The sequence below is a fragment of the Rhodococcus sp. MS16 genome, assembly GCF_013277795.1.
GTDB classification, from domain to species: Bacteria; Actinomycetota; Actinomycetes; order Mycobacteriales; family Mycobacteriaceae; genus Rhodococcus_F; species Rhodococcus_F globerula.
In genome coordinates this window covers 144401-161386 of record NZ_VBTM01000017.1, presented here as the reverse complement: position 1 = coordinate 161386, position 16986 = coordinate 144401, and the positions used below count along the sequence as shown (strand labels likewise).

Below are 16986 nucleotides of genomic sequence, written 5' to 3'. Positions count from 1 at the left end.
CCGCACCTAAACCACTGCCGCGTACCTAACCCAATCGAGAGGAACACCAAGATAGTGATCACACGTTCCGTACGTATCGGCGTTGCCATTGCCGCTCTTAGCCTGGTGCTTTCCGCCTGTGGCAGTGGAAGTGCCGGCAATTCGTCCCCGGCGTTAGGTGGTGCCGTCGGCGCAGCGGCCGCTGACGCCGATCCGAACGGACATCTCCGGGTCGGCCACACTGTGGCGACACCGGCGCTGAACCCGCACAAGATGCCGTCTGCGCCGGCCGCGTACCCGTATCTGACTCCGGTGTACGACAGGCTCACCCAAATGGTCGACGAGGATGGGTCTCTCGCGATAGCTCCGATGGTTGCGACCGAGTGGGAGTTTTCCGAGGACGGCCGTGAGGTCGTCTTCACATTGCGTGACGGGATCACTTTCACCGATGGTGAAGTTCTCGATGCCGCCGCAGTCAAGGCAACGCTTGATCATGCGAAGACGGCGGCGGGATCGACTGTGGCGTCGACCTTTTCGATGATCGATTCGGTAGAGGTGGTCGATCCGAACCGGGTAAAGGTCATCGCTACCCGACCCGCCGCAGATTTGCCGTTTGTGCTCTCCGGTGTGGAAGCGGCATTGATCAGTCCGAAGGCTCTCGACAATCCGGATCTGGACATCAATCCGGTGGGTTCGGGTCCGTACGTCGCGACCTCGGTCCGGATAGGTGATTCGGTGACATACGAGCGTCGGGAGGGGTACTGGGATCCTGCAGCACAGTTGTCCAAGACGATCACGATCACCGGCATCGTCGACGACAATGCTCGACTGAACGCGCTGCGATCAGGTCAGATCGATCTGATGATATCCAAGATCGGTCAGTACCCGCAGGCATCGGCGCTCGGATCTGGATACGGGTTCTTCTCTTATCCGCCTGCACAGCTGTACACGATGGCCATGAATATCGACAGCCCGGAGTTCTCGGATGTGCGGGTGCGTCAAGCGCTGAACTTTGCCGTTGACCGGGAAGGTATCAACTCGTCGTTGCTCAACAATCAGTGCCAGGTCTCCGGCCAACCGCTTTCGGTCGGCGCGGACGGGCACCTTTCGGATCCGCCGATCGATTACACCTACGATCCGGATCGGGCGCGGGCTTTGCTCGCGGAGGCAGGGGTCAACGGTCTCACATTCAATACGCTTCTCGGTGCGGGACTTTCGCCGCAGGACGAGATCGCGTCGGCCCTGCAAGCGCAGTTCGCCGAAGTCGGTGTCACGATGAATGCCAAGCCGGTGGATCTGGTCGACATGACTGCTCAGTTTGCAGCGAAGGCACAACCGTCCATCGTCAGTGTGCGAGTTGGCGATCCGAGTTCTGCACAGTTCCTCAACCGCAACTACACAGTCCCACGCCTTTTTCCGGGAACACTTCCCGCGGAGTTCAAGAACTCATTGGCGCCGGCGTTTGATCCCAACGTGTCCGAGGTAGACCGTACTGCTGCTCTCGAAGCGACATCAGCCGTTGCGGTCGAGAACGCTTTCGACGTCTTCCTCTGTGCTGTAAGTACACAGTTTGCCTTCGCAGACAATGTAATCGGTGCTTCGAATATGGGCGTTTCGCATTACACCGGGGTGATGGACCTGCGCTACGTCGGTGTCGCGAAATGATTCTGCGCGAATAGTCGAAGTCTCACTCATATCCAGTTTGGGCGGTGCGCCCGTTGTCGCCGTCCACTACCTGACGCTAGGAGATCCTGTCCATGGCAACTGATCTACCGTTGTCGTCGCTCGACGCGACGGACAGCGATATCCTGCGGATCGAGAATCTCTCGGTCGACTTCGATACCGATCGCGGCTGGACTCGAGTCGTCGACGACGTGTCCTTGCGAGTAGCACCCGGCACGACGGTCGGGCTGGTGGGTGAATCCGGATCCGGGAAAACCGTAACTTCCTTGGCTGCAATGGGATTACTGCCTTCCCAGGGTTGTCGGGTAACTGGATCGATCCGTATCGCCGGCCGTGAGGTGGTGGGGTTGTCGGAGTCGGAGTTGTCCGGCATTCGTGGGGTCGACGTATCGATGGTCTTTCAAGAACCAAGGCGAAGTCTGTCTCCGGCATTCACTGTCGGGGATCAGATCGCCGAGGTTGTCCGTCGTCACCAAGGTTTGTCGAAGAAGGACTCGTTTGCCCGCGCTGTCGAGATGCTCGACGCGGTCGGTATTCCCGATGCACGCAATCGGGCAAAGGCATACCCGCACGAGTTCTCCGGTGGCATGTGTCAGCGCGTCATGTTGGCAATCGCAATGGTATGTCGACCGAAACTGCTCATTGCGGACGAACCCACGACCGCGCTGGACGTGACGGTGCAGAAAGAGATGTTGCGATTGATGAAGGATCTGCAACACGAGTTCGACGTATCGATTCTGTTCATCACTCACGATTTGGGGGTCGTTGCCGAGATGTGCGACCGAGTGGCGGTGATGTATGCGGGGCAGGTTGTTGAATCGACCTTGATCGATGACCTGTTCGACGACCCACGCCATCCGTACTCGGAGGGTCTGCTGGCAGCAATTCCCGACCCGAGGGCCAAAGGTATACGTCTGTCGTCGATTCCGGGTGCAGTTCCAGCTCCATGGGACTGGCCGCAAACGTGCCGGTTCCAGGATCGTTGCAACTACGCAGATGCTGGTCGATGCGATTCGGAACCGATAATACTGCACGACATCGCTCGCAATCGGTCAGTACGTTGCGTGCGTGAGGGCGAACTGAATCTGAAGGGACTTACCGGATGAGTCCGTTATTGGAGGTCTCCGGACTACGCAAGTCGTATCCGGTCAAGAGAGACTTTCTCGGTCGCGTGAGAGAGCGGTCCGTGGTGACCAACGATGTGAGTTTTACCCTGGAACGTGGTGAAACGCTCGGCATTGTGGGCGAATCCGGAGCGGGGAAGTCGACGATCGGACGTCAGGTTCTGCGTTTGATCGAACCCGACTCCGGCACGATCCGGTTCGACGGACACGATGTCCGTAAGTTCAAGGGCAAGGATTTGCTGTCCTTTCGGCGGCGCGCGCAGATGATCTTTCAGGATCCGTTCAGCTCGCTCGATCCGCATATGACGATTCGCAATGCGGTGGGCGAACCGTTGTCGATCCACTTCGGAATCGCTGGGGCAGAGCGTGATCGGCGTGTCGTGGAAATTCTGCAGAGGGTCGGTATGCGCGAGGACCAACTCGACAAGTATCCACGAGAGTTCTCCGGCGGTCAGCTTCAGAGGATCGCGATTGCCCGGGCGCTCACACTCGATCCCGACTTCATTGTGTGTGACGAACCTGTTGCTGCATTGGATGTTTCAATCCAAGCTCAAGTTCTCAACCTGCTGCTCGACCTGCAGGCCGAGCGCGGCTTGGCCTATATTTTCATCTCGCATGATCTCTCCCTCGTGCGATATCTCGCCCACCACGTCATCGTTATGTACCGGGGCGAGGTAGTCGAAGCCGGGACCGCGGAGGAGTTGTTCGAGAATCCGCAGCACTCGTACACCAAGATGCTGGTCTCGGCAGTTCCGGACCCGAGGAACCGTCGTCGCAGAGTTTCAGTACCGACGGGAGGGTCATAATGGCGAATCTGTTGGGAAAACGGGTGCTTTCGGCAATCCCACTGTTGCTGTTCCTCAGCTTCTTCGTTTACGTGCTGGTTGACTTCATGCCAGGAGACGCTGCAGCTGGGCTTGCCGGTGACAACGCAACGCAGGACGAAATCGCTTCGGTTCGCGAACAACTGGGTCTGGATCGGCCACTGCTGATCCGGTACGTCGAGTGGCTCGGTCACATCATTACCGGTGATTTCGGCACCTCGCTCTACAGTTCTCAGTCCGTCACTCAGATCCTCGCGGATCGGATACCGACCACTCTGTCCTTGACCGTCGTGACCATGGTAATTGTGATCTTGCTCGGTCTGCCGATCGGAATCATTGCCGCTATGCGTGCCAATTCGATGCTCGACCGCGCGTTGACGGCTGTGTCGTCGGTTGCGATGGCGGTCCCACCGTTCATTATCGGTTTGGTTCTGGTCATTGCCCTCGCAATCTCCGCGCCGGTTTTTCCGGCGACTGGGTACGCACCGCTCAGCGAAGGGTTTGGGGTTTGGCTTCAACACCTGATTCTTCCGGCTCTCGCGATTGCGGCCATTTCCACTGCGGAAGTGGCGCGCCAAACCCGTGCGGCCATGGTTGACACGTTCGCCAAGGATTTCATCCGCACTGCTCGGGCGAAGGGGCTGCGGACCAAGCAGATCGTGCTGAAGCACGCCCTCAAGGTCGCCGGAGTTCCGATCGTGACGGTCCTCGGTCTACAGGTCAGTCGAGTATTTGCAGGCGCGGTGACAGTCGAGTTCGTTTTCGCGCTACCTGGCCTCGGGACTCTTGCCGTGAATTCTGTTTTCAGCCGGGATATTCCGGTGATCCTCGGCATCGTCATGGTCATGGCGGTTGCCATCGTGATCATCAACCTGATCGTCGATATGGCCTACGGCTACTTCAACCCGAGGACCCGGGCCTGACCCGGTCAGCTGTCGAAAGGCATTTTCATGAGTGAAACCGGTATTGTTGCGGATCCCGATAACCCGCGGCGCGCGACACCATTTTCGAGCCGAAGCCGCTTCATGCACACACTGCGGACTTCACGTCCACTTCGACTGCTGCGCAGGAACATCCCGGCCATGATCTCGCTGGTTTTCTTAGTGCTGGTGTTTCTGGTCGCGGGTTTCGGCACCATGATTGCGCCCGATGATCCGAACGCGCAGAACTTGGGAAACAGTTTGGCCGGAATTTCCGGGGAGCACTGGCTCGGTACGGACGTCTATGGTCGTGACGTCATGAGCAGGTTGCTCGCCTCGGCAAGTGTCACCATGCTCGCGGTTGTCCAGGCGGTGGGAGTTGCGGCTGTGATCGGTATTCCCACAGGGCTGTTCGCGGGACTTGTCCGGGGATGGGCTGGGGGACTGATCAGTAGAATCTCTGATGCCCTGCAGTCCTTGCCGCCTCTTATCCTCGCCATTGCGATCATCGGAATTTTCGGTCCAGGATTGACCAACGCGATGATGGCGATCGGACTGGTTATGGCCCCATCGCTGTACAGGTTGGCACGAGGTGCTGCGGAGTCGGTGTCGACGGAAACGTATATCGAAGCTGCCCGAGCGCTGGGCTGCGGCAAGGGCAGGCTGCTGTGGAGTCATGTGTTACCAAACGCGGCTTCGCCTTTACTGGTGCAGCTTTCGTTCTCGGCGGGTGTCGCGATTGTCGCCGAGGCAAGTCTGAGTTTTCTCGGTCTCGGTGTTCAGCCGCCACAGACTTCCTGGGGTTCAATGGTGCGTGAGGCTTTCGACAATATCTACACAGCTCCGGAGCTGATTGCTGCACCGGCGATCATGATTGTGCTGACCGTCCTGGCATTCTCGACGTTCGGTGACGGTTTGCGGGATGCGCTCGAAGGTTCGGGTTCGATTTCAAACGACGAATGACGAGCGGCGAATCTGCCGCGTTATCGCGGCAGATTCGCCGGTATCCAGCACGCGTCACGCTTTTCCATGAACGCCCGCATTCCCTCACGTGGTTCCGGAGAAGTGTCGAGTGCGCCGAACATGGTTTCGTAGTCGAATTGCCCGTAGCGCTCGTTGAGCATTCGCTTGACCTGGGCTCGGGCTACAGGTGCGGTCTGCAGTACCTCACGCGCAGCCTCGAGTGCCGCAGTCCGAAGGTTCTCATGTGGCACAACTCGGGAGATCACTCCGAGCCGAAGCGCTTCTGCCGCATCGAACTTGCGCGCGGAAAACATCAAGTCGCGTGCTGCGGCGATTCCGATGTGTGCCGGCAGCACTGCAGCGAAAGTCGCATCCGGGATGCCTCGTAGAAGTTCGGGAACACGGAATGTCGCCCGGTCGCTGACGACAGCGATATCGGACATCATTGCAATCAGTAGTCCACCGGCCTGGCAGATTCCGTTGACCGCGGAAATGACGGGTGCGCGACTGTCTCGAATGGTTAGGAAGGGAACGATATCGATGCTCGAAAGGCCCTCCGGCAAAGCATCTCCCGGATCCGATCGCCTTCCCAGATCTCCTCCGGGGGCGAATACGTCGTCAACCCCGGTGATTATCAATGCCGACAGTTCCGGGTCGGAATTCACGAGGCGTACTGCTCGCTTCAATCCGTAGTACATCGCGGAGGTCAACGCATTTCTGGCAGCCGGACGGTCGATGATGCACCATCCGATCGAGCCTTCACGTTCGAATCGTAAACCGCTGGCGCCCAAGCTATTTACCATAAATGCAGCGTATAGCATTCTCCATGTCGTGGCCAGTGACGGCTTCGAAAGGTCACGATGCCTGCACATGGTTCGCCGGGGTTCAGATAACTGCATCGTGGATGCCTGGTCAACGGGATGTTCCGGCTAGCGGAATGGGCATGTCTGGGTCGCCCACGGGTGTATGGCGTCTGGGTAACGAGGCAGTCGGTTTCCGGACGAAACCTGGCACAGTTCAAGCTGATACACCTTTTGTGTCTACGACTGGCCATGTGATCGACGGAGTTTCGGTCTGGAGAGATTGCCTCGCTCGACTTCTTCGTTTGGGCGAGTATCTATGACAGAATCGAACAACAGGACCGGATGTGCCGATCGACATACCCAGTGTGTGAAGATGATTCGATTCAGTAGTCCCTGCAACTCAACCGCTGCATCGGGGCGTTGTCAGCCTGACGTTTCCCTTCGGAACGAATATCAGCTGATTCTGCCCCTCGGAAACGAATATGGAGAAACGAATGACAGTCGACGACCTGGAAACAGATCCCCTCGCCCCGTGGCTCCGTAAGATCAAGGACGAGCACGATTCATCACGACACGTGGACGGTGTGCAGTGCCGCGGTTCCGTGGACCTCATCGATGAATCGGCCCGCCTGCGCGGCGTTTCCGCTGTCAGATACGGGAAAGCCATCTCTCTCGAACGTGAGGTGGAAACCCGCCCCGGCCGCCTTGCCGATGGTCGAGCTGTGGCGGAACTCGAGGCAGCGCAGTGGGAAAAGCTGGGGCTTGCCGAGATGCCTTCTGGCCACGGATCAGTAGAACTCGATGTACAGGTCGGCGTTCGCGGTATGCGCTCGGCCCACGGCGGTGACGTGATCAAGTACGACGCCCATGGAGTCCACAACACACACATGGACGGTTTGGCGCACATCGGTGCCGAAGGGTCTTGGCACGGGCCGATTCCCGCCGAGGCGTCCCTGACTGACGAGGACACCATGGTGGCGTGGGCGAACCATGGAATCGCCACGCGTGGTGTAGTCCTCGATGTCGCCGGAGCGCGAGGGGTCGAGTGGATCGACGCCGAACACCCCGTTACCGGCGAGGACCTGGACGCAGCGCTCGCGGCAACCGGAGTCACCCTCGAGCCTGGCGATGCGCTGATCATCTACCAGGGGCGCGATCGCTACGAGGCGGCCGGCAACATCTACCCGAGCGGCGCCGCAGCAGTGGCGCGCCCAGGTATCGGTGAGGACGGTGCAGTCTGGATCGCATCGAAGGATCCGGGCTTGGTGCTGTGGGACTTCCACGATGCCCGGAACAACCCTGCCGGCTCGTTGGAAGTGCACAACCTGATCTATGCGATCGGTTTGTGTCTGGTGGACAACTGCTTACTCGGCCCGGCCGTGGCGGCGTTGAAGCAGACAAATACGTCGACAGGTCTTGTCGTAGCGGCTCCGACTGCCATCCACCGTTCGACGGGTGTCCTGATCAATCCGTTGTTCCTTTACTGACCTCTCGACAAGGTTGTCGCTATCGGTTCGGCACACTCTCGGACATCAACAGTTTGTCCGAGAGTGTGCTTTCGGCAGTCTGAAGTCTGTCGGACGTGCGTTGTGCACCTTGGAGTTGTGCACCTGGAAAACGTGGGTGCTCCTGAATGATTCGAATTCACCCCCTGAGAACAAGGAGTTTTCTGTGACGATTTCCGCGATTCTGGACCTGCGACTCAAGAAAGAGAGTCTTGCTACCGCACGCGAGGTGGTGGGACGAATCTTGACTGAGACCCGTGCTTTCGAAGGTTGCGAAGGTGTCGACGTATTGATTGATGCCGACGACGAAACGCACTGGCTGTGTTTCGAGAAATGGTCTACTGCCGAGGCGGATGCCGCATACCGCGAATGGCGCGCCGGCCCAGGCATGATCAAGGATTTGGGACCGCTTCTCGCAGGGGCGCCAGGACTGGCCAAGTACACACTCGACTCTGCGATCTGACCTATTTGTTTGTCCAGATGGGGCGTGTCCTTCGTGAACAGTGCCGAAGAGCACGCCCCATACTTGTTGCCCTTACGCGAGCACCTTCGGCAGTAGGGGATGCAGTTCGGCGTCGGCTTTCTTCGACCCCCCACGCAGCTCGTCAGTTATCGCCAGTATCTCGAACTTTTCAGGAGTGTCATTGTGTCCCTTGTGACTGAATCCATCAACGTACCCAAGGTCGAGCTGACCGACGAAGAAATCTTTGCCGCTCACGTCGGTGGCAAACTGTCGGTCGAGACCACCGCGCCGCTCGATACGCAGCGCGCTCTGTCGATCGCGTACACGCCGGGTGTGGCTCAGGTGAGCCGCGCCATCGCCGCTGACGAGACCCTTGCCGATCGCTACACGTGGACCAATCGACTGGTTGTCGTCGTCAGTGACGGCACGGCGGTTCTCGGTCTGGGCGATATCGGACCCCGCGCATCGTTGCCCGTCATGGAGGGCAAGTCCGCTCTGTTCAAGAGCTTTGCCGGACTGAACTCCATCCCGCTGGTGCTCGACACCACCGATCCCGACGCGATTGTCGAGACCCTGATCCGTCTGCGTCCGAGCTTCGGCGCGGTCAACCTCGAGGACATCTCGGCGCCGCGCTGCTTCGAGATCGAAAAGCGGGTCATCGAGGCACTTGACTGCCCCGTCATGCACGACGATCAGCATGGCACCGCGATTGTGGTTCTTGCTGCGCTCAAGGGCGCCGTGAAGGTGCAGAGCCGTGACATCACCACGCTCAAGGTTGTCATCTCCGGTGCGGGTGCAGCGGGTGTCGCGTGTGCGAACATTCTGCTCGCCGCCGGTATCAGCGATGTCGTCGTGCTCGACTCGAAGGGCATCATCTCGAGCGAGCGCAGCGACCTCAACGAGATCAAGGTAGAGCTGGCGTCGCGCACCAACCCGCGCAGTGTCCACGGCGGTGCCGTCGAGGCTTTGGCCGGAGCGGACGTCTTCCTCGGTGTCTCGGCGGGCAAGATCCCCGAGGAGCTCATCGCGTCGATGGCTCCGGAGTCGATCGTGTTTGCGCTCTCGAACCCGGATCCGGAGATTCACCCGGAGACCGCGTCGAAGTACGCGGCGATCGTGGCTACCGGTCGCAGTGACTTCCCGAACCAGATCAACAATGTGCTTGCCTTCCCCGGTGTGTTCAAGGGCGCGCTCGACGCCGGTGCCCGTCGTATCACCGAAGGTATGAAGCTCGCTGCCGCCGAGGCGATCCTGTCGGTGGTCGGCGACGAGTTGGCCGTGGACAAGATTGTTCCGAGCCCACTCGACCCTCGCGTGGCGACCGCAGTTGCGGAAGCCGTCGCGGCCGCAGCGCACGCTGAGGGCGTGACCAGCTAAGAGGATTGAACCTGCCGGTTCAAAGACTCGCGGGGTTCACGCAGATTGGATGGGGAGAGTTTTTCGTAAGGCGGCCAACGGATCTGAATCGTCGCGTCGTCCTCGGGGACCGGCGCTCTCGGGATTCACGAAACGGCCTTCGTCGGAGCGGGTCCATTCGCGTACGGCCCATCGTTCCTTGATTGCCCAACGCCCATTTCGACGCTCCATATGGTCGATGAAACGTGCGCCGCTGGTGAAGTTGATCATCCCGACGCCTTCGGGTCCGCCCCAGTGGGTGGACATCGAGTACGCCTCGCTGATCGCGTGGTCGCCGTGCAGTTCGACGAGGTGGTTGCCGATGTGATGCATCGTGCCGCCGATGACGGAGAGTTTGGGCTTCACCCAGGCAATGTATTCGTCGATGTTGCCGTCGAATCCGGTGTGATGATCGATGGCGTCGGGGTGATAGGCGCTGCGAACGAGATCGAAATCGAGCCGGTCGATGCCGCGGGCATAGGTCAAGACCACTTCGCGAATAGCCTGCTTGTCCAGCAGATCCTGCAATTGCCGTTCCATTTCAGGACTCCTTGACGCTGATCATCCAGTCGAGCAGTTCCGGTAGTTCTTCGCTGGCACAGTCGAATACGACCGGACGGAAGACGACGACGGATGCGCCGCGGTGGGACCAGTCGTGAGCCTTCTCAGCAGTGGCTTCGAGGTCGACGGTTCCGTTGTCACGACGAACCGGCGAAGCAGACACCTGCACGCGCGCGGTATCGGGATCACGATCGTGAGCTTCGAATGTGTTGCGCAGCAGCGCAACACTGTCGGTGAAGGTCGCCAAATCGGCAGGGTTGACGGTCCAACCGTCGGCGACACGTGCGATGCGGTCGAAGTTCCGCTGGCTGGGCCCGAACCCGAAGAGGACAGGAACGCGGTCTTGGGTCGAGAGCGGAATGCTGTGGTAGTTCTCGAAGGAGAAGTCGCGCCCCTTGAAGTTGGCGGGAGCCTGTGTCCAGAGTTCGCGGCACGCTGCGACGGTTTCCTCCATGCGCCCGAACCTGGCATCGAAAGGCATGTTCGTGGCGGTGTATTCGGCCTCTTGCCAGCCGACTCCGAAGCCCATGGTCACGCGTCCGTCCGACAGTGCGTCGAGGGTGGCGACTTGTTTGGCGAGCAGTGCCGGTGGGCGAACCGTTGCAATGAGAACCGACACTCCGAGGCGAGCGCGTTCGGTGACTGCAGCAATTGAGGAGAGCAGTGAAATCGGCTCGTACCAAGGATGATCCAACGGAAAGAGGAAGTTGTGCTCGCTGACGCGCTGCGCATGAGCGTCAGCATTGAACCCGAGGTGATCGCCGGTGCAGATCAAGTCGACGCCGGCGTGATCAGCGGCAGCGGCAAAATCGAGAACCGGTCTGATCTTTCCCTCGAACAGTGCCTCGAGGCCCAATACGTTGACACCGATTTCCATGCAAACAGTCCTTTCCGAAAATCTGCGGGAACGACGGGCGAGTCTCAGCAGTGCGGCAATTCGCGCTCGTCGGTAACAAACTGAATGATCTTGCTCTGATCGAGAAAGTTGGATTCGTCGGCCCTGATTCGATCGCCGACCTCCGGGCGGGCATGAGTGGCCAGCATGTCTTCGTACCCGGCCTTGTCGTGGAACCACAATTCGGTGATGACATCGAAAGCCGGGTCGGGGACGCCGTCTGCGCGCAGAGCCTGAGCGAGATCGGGGTAATTCCGCCGGTACTCGATGATCGACGGGAAGGTTGCGGCAATCAGTGGGGCATGGTTGTTCTCGTAGTAGTCGATGAACTCTTCTTTCGTGAGTCCCGGCTTACGAGTGAGTAGCGCGATTGCCTTGAACATCGTTCGTCTCCCCGTTGAAGGTGCTGCGAGATGTGCTCAGAGTGACCGGTTGGCATGAGCAGACATATCGCCCATGTTGTCCATGCAGAAGAGTCGTGATGCAAACTGCCACGATCCCTCGACGCACGTGAATCGATCGAAGTACCGTCCCGACAAAATGGGTTGCAGGGCAAAATCTTCGGTGCCCTGGATGACCGTGATGTAGGACAGCGCCGACGCCTCGTTTCCGTCAACCGAGATACGGGTATTGGTCAGCAGGTGTTTGGTTCGCGGGACCGCGGGAGTGCCGTACATCCGGATGAAGCTGCTGCACGCGGCGAACACAGCGTCGGCATCGGACGAAATCAGAGTTGTTGCAACACCGTCCGCGCCGCACTGGCCGTAATCGGAGTGCGCAAACAATGATGCGACATCACGCAACCTACCCTGATCGATCAGGTGCGTGTACTCGCAGAGCAGGTCACGGATCGCCGACTCGGCGACGATCCGTGACAGCTCTTCGGTCATACCGTGATCTCGCGGCGAACCATCTTTCCGGTTGCGTTGCGGGGCAACAGATCGCCGGTTATACGCCACTTCGAGGGCACCTTGAAGTACGACAGACGCTCAGCCGCGAATTCGCGGAGGTCTTCCTCGGTCGTGACTGCACCGGCGCGCAGAACGACAACTGCTGACACTTCCTGGCCGAGGTCCGGGTGAGGCGAACCGATAACGGCGCATTCGATGACGTCGGGATGCTCGTCGAGGGTCTGTTCGATCTCTGTGGGGTAGACGTTCTCGCCGCCACGCAGAATGAGATCCGACCGGCGTCCCGTCAGACGGAGGCGACCGTTCTCGATCACGCCGAAATCGCCGGTGCGGAGCCAGCGTCCGGGAGAAATTGCCGAAGCGGTGGCTTCTTCGTTCTCCCAGTAACCGAGCATCACGAACGGGCTGCGCACGCAGACCTCACCCTCGATGCCGTCGGGCAGCCATTCACCGAAGGGGTCACGAATTTCCATGGACACGGTGATGATGGGACGTCCGAGCGTCCCGGGGAACTCTTCGAGCTCAGCTCCGACGGCAACGGCGATAGCCGTGCTGCACTCGGTGAGGCCGTAGCTGTCGACCAGGGCGTTGCGGGCGAACGGTACCTGCTCCTTGAGGCGTTCCTTGAACGCGGGCGACGACGGCGCCGATGCCAGGGAGAATGCCGTCAGCGAGGACACGTCGTACTTGCCGATGTTGCCGTGTTCGAGCAACCGCGACGCCATGGTGGGAACCGCGCCCCAGTTGGTGATGCGTTCGCGTTCGACCAATCCGAGCACCTTGTCCACGTCGAAGCCGCCGTCGATCATCACGACAGCGCTGCCGGTAGCCAGACGCGGGATGACCAGGTTATGGAGGCTCGCGATGTGGAACAGGGGAGAGGTCAGGAGGTAGCGGAGCGGGCTGGGCTTGGAGCCGTCGTACTCGCGGCCCGTGAACGCAGCGCCGATGGCGTCGCTGTACTTGTGGTAGTCGACAACAGCCATCACGTTGCGGTGTGAGTGCAGGGCGCCCTTGGGGCGGCCGCTGGTGCCACTGGTGAAAAGGATGACAGCCGGATCGTCCTCGTCGATGTCCGTGGCGGGTACATCTGCGCCGGCGTATTCGGCGATGAGTGCGGGCAGATCCTCTTCCATGGTCAGAACGCTGATGCTTGCCGGCAGTTCGGGAAGCGCAGCGCCCCGCTTGGCGTCGACTACCAGCACCTTCGGGCTCGACAGCTCGATGCCGTGTGTCACCTCGCGCGGAACCCACCAGCCGTTGAGACCGACCGCGATGGCGCCGAGTGCCTGCGTCGCGAAGAAGGTCATGACCCATTCAGGGTTGTTGGCGGCAAGAATTCCCACTCGATCGCCCTTGCGGACGCCGTACTTGTCGCGAAGCGCAGTCGCCAGCGCGGCTACAGCGTCGGCATGCTCCGTGAAGGAAATCCGACGGTCGCTCGTGACGAGATAGTCGCCGTCGCCCCAGGCCCGGGACGCGGAGATGAGCTCACCGATGGCATGTCCGCGATTCTTCATCACGGGCATGACGGTGCCGAGAACCTCTTCTTCGACGATCTCGAACGGCCCACCGGGACCGGTGAGGCGCGAGACCGCCTGGTCCAGGAGCAACTGCGGATCTGCGGGGGCAGTCATGGAATGGCCTTTCGTATTGTGGCGCTTTTCACGTCACAAAATGTCACGGGACAATCCTATCTGTGGGGCGGTTACCACTGAGCGAGACTGAGCGGGTTACTGACATAACGCGCAGTTAGCGTTCCGAAAGAATCGCAGCCGAAGGAATGAGCGTGAGCGCACACGAATTCCCTCCCACTCGAGTAGGACACAGGATCACGATGACGAACACCGCCACCGAAGCACCTCCGAGCAGTTCCGTTGCCACTCCGCAGCGCGCGGACGTCGCACAGATGTTGATCGATCGTGTCGGTGATCAGCATCTGGGACTGCGGACGCGTACTCAGGACTGGACGTGGGACGAGGTTGTCCATGAAAGTGCCGCCCGCGGTTCGTACGCCAAGTCGCTTCGCGCGCCGGGCCCCTTCCACATCGGTGTTCTCCTCGAGAACGAGCCCGAGTTCCTGTTCTGGCTTGGCGGCGCCGCACTGACGGGCGCCACGATCGTCGGAATCAACCCGACTCGTCGCGGTGCCGAACTCGAAGCCGAGGTCCGGTATGTCGATTGCCAGATGATCGTCACCGACAAGGCCGGCCACGAGAAGCTCGCTGGTCTCGATCTCGGTCTGACCGACGACCGCTTCATCCTCGTCGACGACGCGTCGTATGCCGAAACCGTTGCTGCGCATCGCGTCGAGACGCCGCAGATCGACCTGGGCGTCGATGCGTCGACGCTTTTCCTTCTCCTCTTCACCTCCGGCACTACCGGTATGTCGAAGGCTGTCCGATGCAGCCAGGGTCGTCTGACGCGTCTGGCATACGCGAACTGTGCCAAGTACGACATCGATCGCGATGACGTCTGCTACTGCTGCATGCCGCTCTTCCACGGCAACGCGCTGATGGCACTGTGGGCTCCCGCGCTGTCGCAGGGCGCTACGGTCTGCCTCGTTCGCAAGTTCACCGCTTCGGGCTTCATGCCCGACGTCCGGTTCTACGGCGCAACATATTTCACGTATGTCGGCAAGGCACTCGGCTACCTGATGGCGACGCCGGAGCAGTCCGACGACATCGAGAACACCCTTACACACGGTTTTGGTACCGAAGCGTCGCCGGGTGACAAGGCCGAGTTCATTCGTCGCTTCGGCGCACAGCTTTTCGAGGGCTACGGCTCGAGCGAAGGCGCCGGTTCGGTGGTTCTCGATCCGAACCAGCCCGCGGGAGCGTTGGGACGTCCGGCTAACGAGAACATCGTCATCGTCAATCCCGACACCAAGGAAGAGCGTCCGCGCGCGATCCTGGACGAGCACGGCCATGTGCTCAACTCGGACGAGTCCATCGGCGAAATGGTCGACAAGGCAGGTTCGCAGAAGTTCGAGGGCTACTACAAGAACGAAGACGCCATGGCGGAGAAGATCCGTGACGGTTGGTACTGGACAGGCGATCTCGGTTACGTCGACGAAGCGGGATTCATCTACTTCGCCGGCCGTAAGGGTGACTGGATCCGCGTGGACGGTGAGAACACGTCGGCTCTGATGATCGAGCACATCCTGCGTCGCCACCCCAAGGTGATCGCAACCGGTGTGTTTGCCGTACCTGACCCGCGCTCGGGTGATCAGGTCATGGCGGGCATCGAGGTTGCGGATCTGGCGGATTTCGACCCCGTCGAATTTGCGGCTTACCTTGCCGCACAGGCAGATTTGGGAACAAAGTCGGCGCCGCGCTTCATTCGCGTATCGACCAACCTGCCCGTCACCGGTTCCAACAAGGTGCTCAAGCGTGACCTTCAGGTCGATCGCTGGCGGACCGACGAGCCGGTGTACCACTGGGTGGGCCGCGGCGCTCCCGAGTACACGCTGATGACAGAAGCTGATATCGAGAGCCTCGAGAAAGAGTTCGAGACTCACGGTCGTTCGAGGTTCCTGTGAACCGAGTTGCGCTGGTAACCGGGGCTTCTCGCGGTATCGGCCGCGAATGTGCACTGGCATTTGCTCGCGCCGGGTTCGATGTCGCGATCACTGCCCGCACCGTCCGTGAAGGTGAAGGCAGAGCCGCACCGCGAACGCGCGACGGCGAGCAGGTTATCCCTGTTACCGGAAGCCTCGAGACGACAGTTTCCGAAATCGAGGCCTGCGGCGTGCGGGCCATGGCCGTTCCGATGGACCTCCTCGATCGGGCATCGGTTGTTGCGGCCGGTGAGCAGGTACTGCGCGAGTGGGGCCGGGTGGATGTGCTGGTCAACAACGCCTATGCACAGACCGTCGGCAACATGGACCGGATTCTCGACATCGAGATCGACGATGCCCAGGCAATGGTTGTCGGCAACTATCTGCATCAGCTCGCCTTGGTCCAGGTGATCCTTCCGTCGATGATCAAGAGCGGCAACGGTGTTGTCATCGGTCTCGCATCCGGTTCGGCCACCACGGACCCACCGGCGCCTCCCGGTGAAGGCGGCTGGGGCCTGTCGTATGCAGCGTCGAAGGCCGGCTTCGGGCGTATCGCGGGTGCGATCAATTCGGAGTACCGCGGCGCCGGTATCAAGGCATTCAATCTGAGTCCGGGGTTTGTGATCACGGAATCGGGTAAGGCTCGCGGCGGTGCGGACGCGATCGTGGACGCAGGATTTGCCGCCACACCGGCGTCGGTTCCGGCAGCCGCCGCAGTCTGGCTTGCAACCGACCCCGATGCCGACCGCTTCCTCGGCCGAGTGGTGGACGGTCCGAAACTGATGGCGACGCTTCACGAGAAGAAATGAAGCTTGGGGTTCATCGACGAGAAGGCCGAATACTCGAGCAGTTGACGGCAAATTCGTAGCACCCCACAGCTCTCGATCACGGTGTTAGCATCCGATGGTGCCCGGGTGAACAGCTCGGGCACGAGCGATGTTTGCTGTCTTTGGCCAGCGAAAGCGCAAGTACAGCAACCCTTCACATAAGGAGTTTCACATGGGATCGATCGCCGATCTTCTTGCCCAGAGCCAGGCTTTGGCTGCGTTCAAGTACCTCCTCGGTGTGCTCGGTGGAGCGTTCGGTAGCTGATAGCGCGCCCGGACTGCGGTGACTACCAGTAGTCGCCACCGCACTTCAACGTGCGCTCTATCCGAGCGCGATCAATTTTCTCGAAAAGGCCGGTTTCTTCGGCCTGGTCCAATCATGGAGGCACACAATGGGTTCCCTTTCGACAATTCTCATGATCCCGGTCGGTAGCGCAGACCTCGTCCTCAAGGGCGTGTTCGAATCTCTGACGAACACCGTGAACAGTCTCGTCGTGGTTTTCGGTGGGTTGAGCTAGTTCCGCATCGAATCGACCGAGAAGGTCCGCGCGCCTCTGGCATGCGGACCTTCTCT

At 60.1% G+C, this 16986-nt stretch carries 17 protein-coding genes; 11 read left to right on the top strand and 6 right to left on the bottom strand.

Translation table 11 applies throughout. The features are described 5' to 3' along the window. Nucleotides 1-54 precede the first annotated feature (54 nt). The 5 genes from FEZ60_RS28430 to FEZ60_RS28410 all read left to right on the top strand — a co-directional run bounded on the left by FEZ60_RS28430 (nt 55) and on the right by FEZ60_RS28410 (nt 5493). Nucleotides 55-1644: an ABC transporter substrate-binding protein gene (locus tag FEZ60_RS28430; RefSeq protein WP_051730855.1), complete on the top strand. Its 1590-nt coding sequence runs from the start codon at nt 55-57 to the stop codon at nt 1642-1644. Between the two features lie 92 nt (nt 1645-1736). Next, a complete protein-coding gene (locus FEZ60_RS28425; protein ID WP_051730854.1) occupies nt 1737-2768 on the top strand; it encodes an ABC transporter ATP-binding protein in 1032 nt (343 codons plus the stop codon). Then, complete coding sequence (locus tag FEZ60_RS28420; RefSeq protein ID WP_051730853.1) at nt 2765-3592, top strand: ATP-binding cassette domain-containing protein; 828 nt, start codon at nt 2765-2767, stop codon at nt 3590-3592. The genes FEZ60_RS28425 and FEZ60_RS28420 overlap by 4 nt, the downstream gene beginning before the upstream one ends. Next, nucleotides 3592-4533, top strand: coding sequence for an ABC transporter permease (locus FEZ60_RS28415; RefSeq protein ID WP_033237386.1), 942 nt, complete (start codon nt 3592-3594; stop codon nt 4531-4533). The genes FEZ60_RS28420 and FEZ60_RS28415 overlap by 1 nt, the downstream gene beginning before the upstream one ends. A 27-nt stretch (nt 4534-4560) precedes the next feature. Further along, on the top strand, nt 4561-5493 hold the full coding sequence (locus tag FEZ60_RS28410; RefSeq protein WP_051730852.1) for an ABC transporter permease: 933 nt from the start codon (nt 4561-4563) through the stop codon (nt 5491-5493). A 20-nt stretch (nt 5494-5513) separates the two neighbouring features. Here the strand turns inward: FEZ60_RS28410 and FEZ60_RS28405 are convergent, their stop codons facing one another. Then, nucleotides 5514-6296, bottom strand: a complete 783-nt coding sequence (locus FEZ60_RS28405; protein WP_092805074.1) for an enoyl-CoA hydratase/isomerase family protein — start codon at nt 6294-6296, stop codon at nt 5514-5516. Nucleotides 6297-6790: 494 nt separating this feature from the next. Here FEZ60_RS28405 and FEZ60_RS28400 point away from each other — a divergent pair, with 494 nt between their 5' ends. From FEZ60_RS28400 to FEZ60_RS28390, 3 genes are all read left to right on the top strand, one after another. After that, nucleotides 6791-7783 carry a cyclase family protein gene (locus FEZ60_RS28400; protein ID WP_172937663.1) on the top strand — a complete coding sequence of 331 codons (993 nt, stop codon included), beginning with the start codon at nt 6791-6793 and terminating at the stop codon, nt 7781-7783. 184 nt (nt 7784-7967) lie between these two features. After that, nucleotides 7968-8264, top strand: a complete 297-nt coding sequence (locus tag FEZ60_RS28395; protein WP_033237388.1) for an antibiotic biosynthesis monooxygenase — start codon at nt 7968-7970, stop codon at nt 8262-8264. Nucleotides 8265-8447: 183 nt separating this feature from the next. Then, entirely contained in the window at nt 8448-9641 is a 1194-nt protein-coding gene (locus FEZ60_RS28390) for an NADP-dependent malic enzyme (protein WP_172937662.1), read from the top strand. A gap of 36 nt (nt 9642-9677) precedes the next feature. On the opposite strand, the gene FEZ60_RS28385 is transcribed toward FEZ60_RS28390, so the two are convergent. Genes FEZ60_RS28385 through FEZ60_RS28365 form a run of 5 tightly spaced genes read right to left on the bottom strand, consistent with a single transcriptional unit; the run spans nt 9678 to nt 13663 of the window. Then, a complete protein-coding gene (locus FEZ60_RS28385; protein ID WP_172937661.1) occupies nt 9678-10199 on the bottom strand; it encodes a nuclear transport factor 2 family protein in 522 nt (173 codons plus the stop codon). 1 nt (nt 10200) lies between these two features. Further along, nucleotides 10201-11097, bottom strand: coding sequence for a TIGR03619 family F420-dependent LLM class oxidoreductase (locus FEZ60_RS28380; protein WP_116104848.1), 897 nt, complete (start codon nt 11095-11097; stop codon nt 10201-10203). A 44-nt stretch (nt 11098-11141) separates the two neighbouring features. After that, the gene (locus FEZ60_RS28375; RefSeq protein ID WP_095887111.1) at nt 11142-11498 is read right to left on the bottom strand and encodes an EthD domain-containing protein; all 357 of its coding nucleotides are present in this window, start codon (nt 11496-11498) and stop codon (nt 11142-11144) included. A 36-nt stretch (nt 11499-11534) separates the two neighbouring features. Beyond that, nucleotides 11535-12005 (bottom strand): nuclear transport factor 2 family protein, encoded by a 471-nt coding sequence (locus FEZ60_RS28370; RefSeq protein WP_045064933.1) that lies wholly within the window; start codon nt 12003-12005, stop codon nt 11535-11537. Further along, nucleotides 12002-13663 carry a class I adenylate-forming enzyme family protein gene (locus tag FEZ60_RS28365; RefSeq protein WP_033236621.1) on the bottom strand — a complete coding sequence of 554 codons (1662 nt, stop codon included), beginning with the start codon at nt 13661-13663 and terminating at the stop codon, nt 12002-12004. The genes FEZ60_RS28370 and FEZ60_RS28365 overlap by 4 nt, the downstream gene beginning before the upstream one ends. A gap of 200 nt (nt 13664-13863) precedes the next feature. Here FEZ60_RS28365 and FEZ60_RS28360 point away from each other — a divergent pair, with 200 nt between their 5' ends. From FEZ60_RS28360 to FEZ60_RS32990, 3 genes are all read left to right on the top strand, one after another. Continuing rightward, nucleotides 13864-15567 carry an AMP-binding protein gene (locus FEZ60_RS28360; protein ID WP_045064930.1) on the top strand — a complete coding sequence of 568 codons (1704 nt, stop codon included), beginning with the start codon at nt 13864-13866 and terminating at the stop codon, nt 15565-15567. Further along, a complete protein-coding gene (locus FEZ60_RS28355) occupies nt 15564-16394 on the top strand; it encodes an SDR family NAD(P)-dependent oxidoreductase (RefSeq protein WP_172937660.1) in 831 nt (276 codons plus the stop codon). The genes FEZ60_RS28360 and FEZ60_RS28355 overlap by 4 nt, the downstream gene beginning before the upstream one ends. A 410-nt stretch (nt 16395-16804) precedes the next feature. Further along, the gene (locus tag FEZ60_RS32990; protein ID WP_255285241.1) at nt 16805-16930 is read left to right on the top strand and encodes a hypothetical protein; all 126 of its coding nucleotides are present in this window, start codon (nt 16805-16807) and stop codon (nt 16928-16930) included. The last annotated feature ends 56 nt before the right edge of the window (nt 16931-16986 follow it).

Coding starts and splice junctions, on each gene's coding strand:
- FEZ60_RS28385 (WP_172937661.1), bottom strand. CDS start 10,199: ATGGAACGGCAATTGCAGGATCTGCTGGACAAGCAGGCTATTCGCGAA.
- FEZ60_RS28400 (WP_172937663.1), top strand. CDS start 6,791: ATGACAGTCGACGACCTGGAAACAGATCCCCTCGCCCCGTGGCTCCGT.
- FEZ60_RS28360 (WP_045064930.1), top strand. CDS start 13,864: ATGACGAACACCGCCACCGAAGCACCTCCGAGCAGTTCCGTTGCCACT.
- FEZ60_RS28365 (WP_033236621.1), bottom strand. CDS start 13,663: ATGACTGCCCCCGCAGATCCGCAGTTGCTCCTGGACCAGGCGGTCTCG.
- FEZ60_RS28420 (WP_051730853.1), top strand. CDS start 2,765: ATGAGTCCGTTATTGGAGGTCTCCGGACTACGCAAGTCGTATCCGGTC.
- FEZ60_RS28375 (WP_095887111.1), bottom strand. CDS start 11,498: ATGTTCAAGGCAATCGCGCTACTCACTCGTAAGCCGGGACTCACGAAA.
- FEZ60_RS28415 (WP_033237386.1), top strand. CDS start 3,592: ATGGCGAATCTGTTGGGAAAACGGGTGCTTTCGGCAATCCCACTGTTG.
- FEZ60_RS28370 (WP_045064933.1), bottom strand. CDS start 12,005: ATGACCGAAGAGCTGTCACGGATCGTCGCCGAGTCGGCGATCCGTGAC.
- FEZ60_RS28380 (WP_116104848.1), bottom strand. CDS start 11,097: ATGGAAATCGGTGTCAACGTATTGGGCCTCGAGGCACTGTTCGAGGGA.
- FEZ60_RS32990 (WP_255285241.1), top strand. CDS start 16,805: ATGGGTTCCCTTTCGACAATTCTCATGATCCCGGTCGGTAGCGCAGAC.
- FEZ60_RS28425 (WP_051730854.1), top strand. CDS start 1,737: ATGGCAACTGATCTACCGTTGTCGTCGCTCGACGCGACGGACAGCGAT.
- FEZ60_RS28405 (WP_092805074.1), bottom strand. CDS start 6,296: ATGGTAAATAGCTTGGGCGCCAGCGGTTTACGATTCGAACGTGAAGGC.
- FEZ60_RS28410 (WP_051730852.1), top strand. CDS start 4,561: ATGAGTGAAACCGGTATTGTTGCGGATCCCGATAACCCGCGGCGCGCG.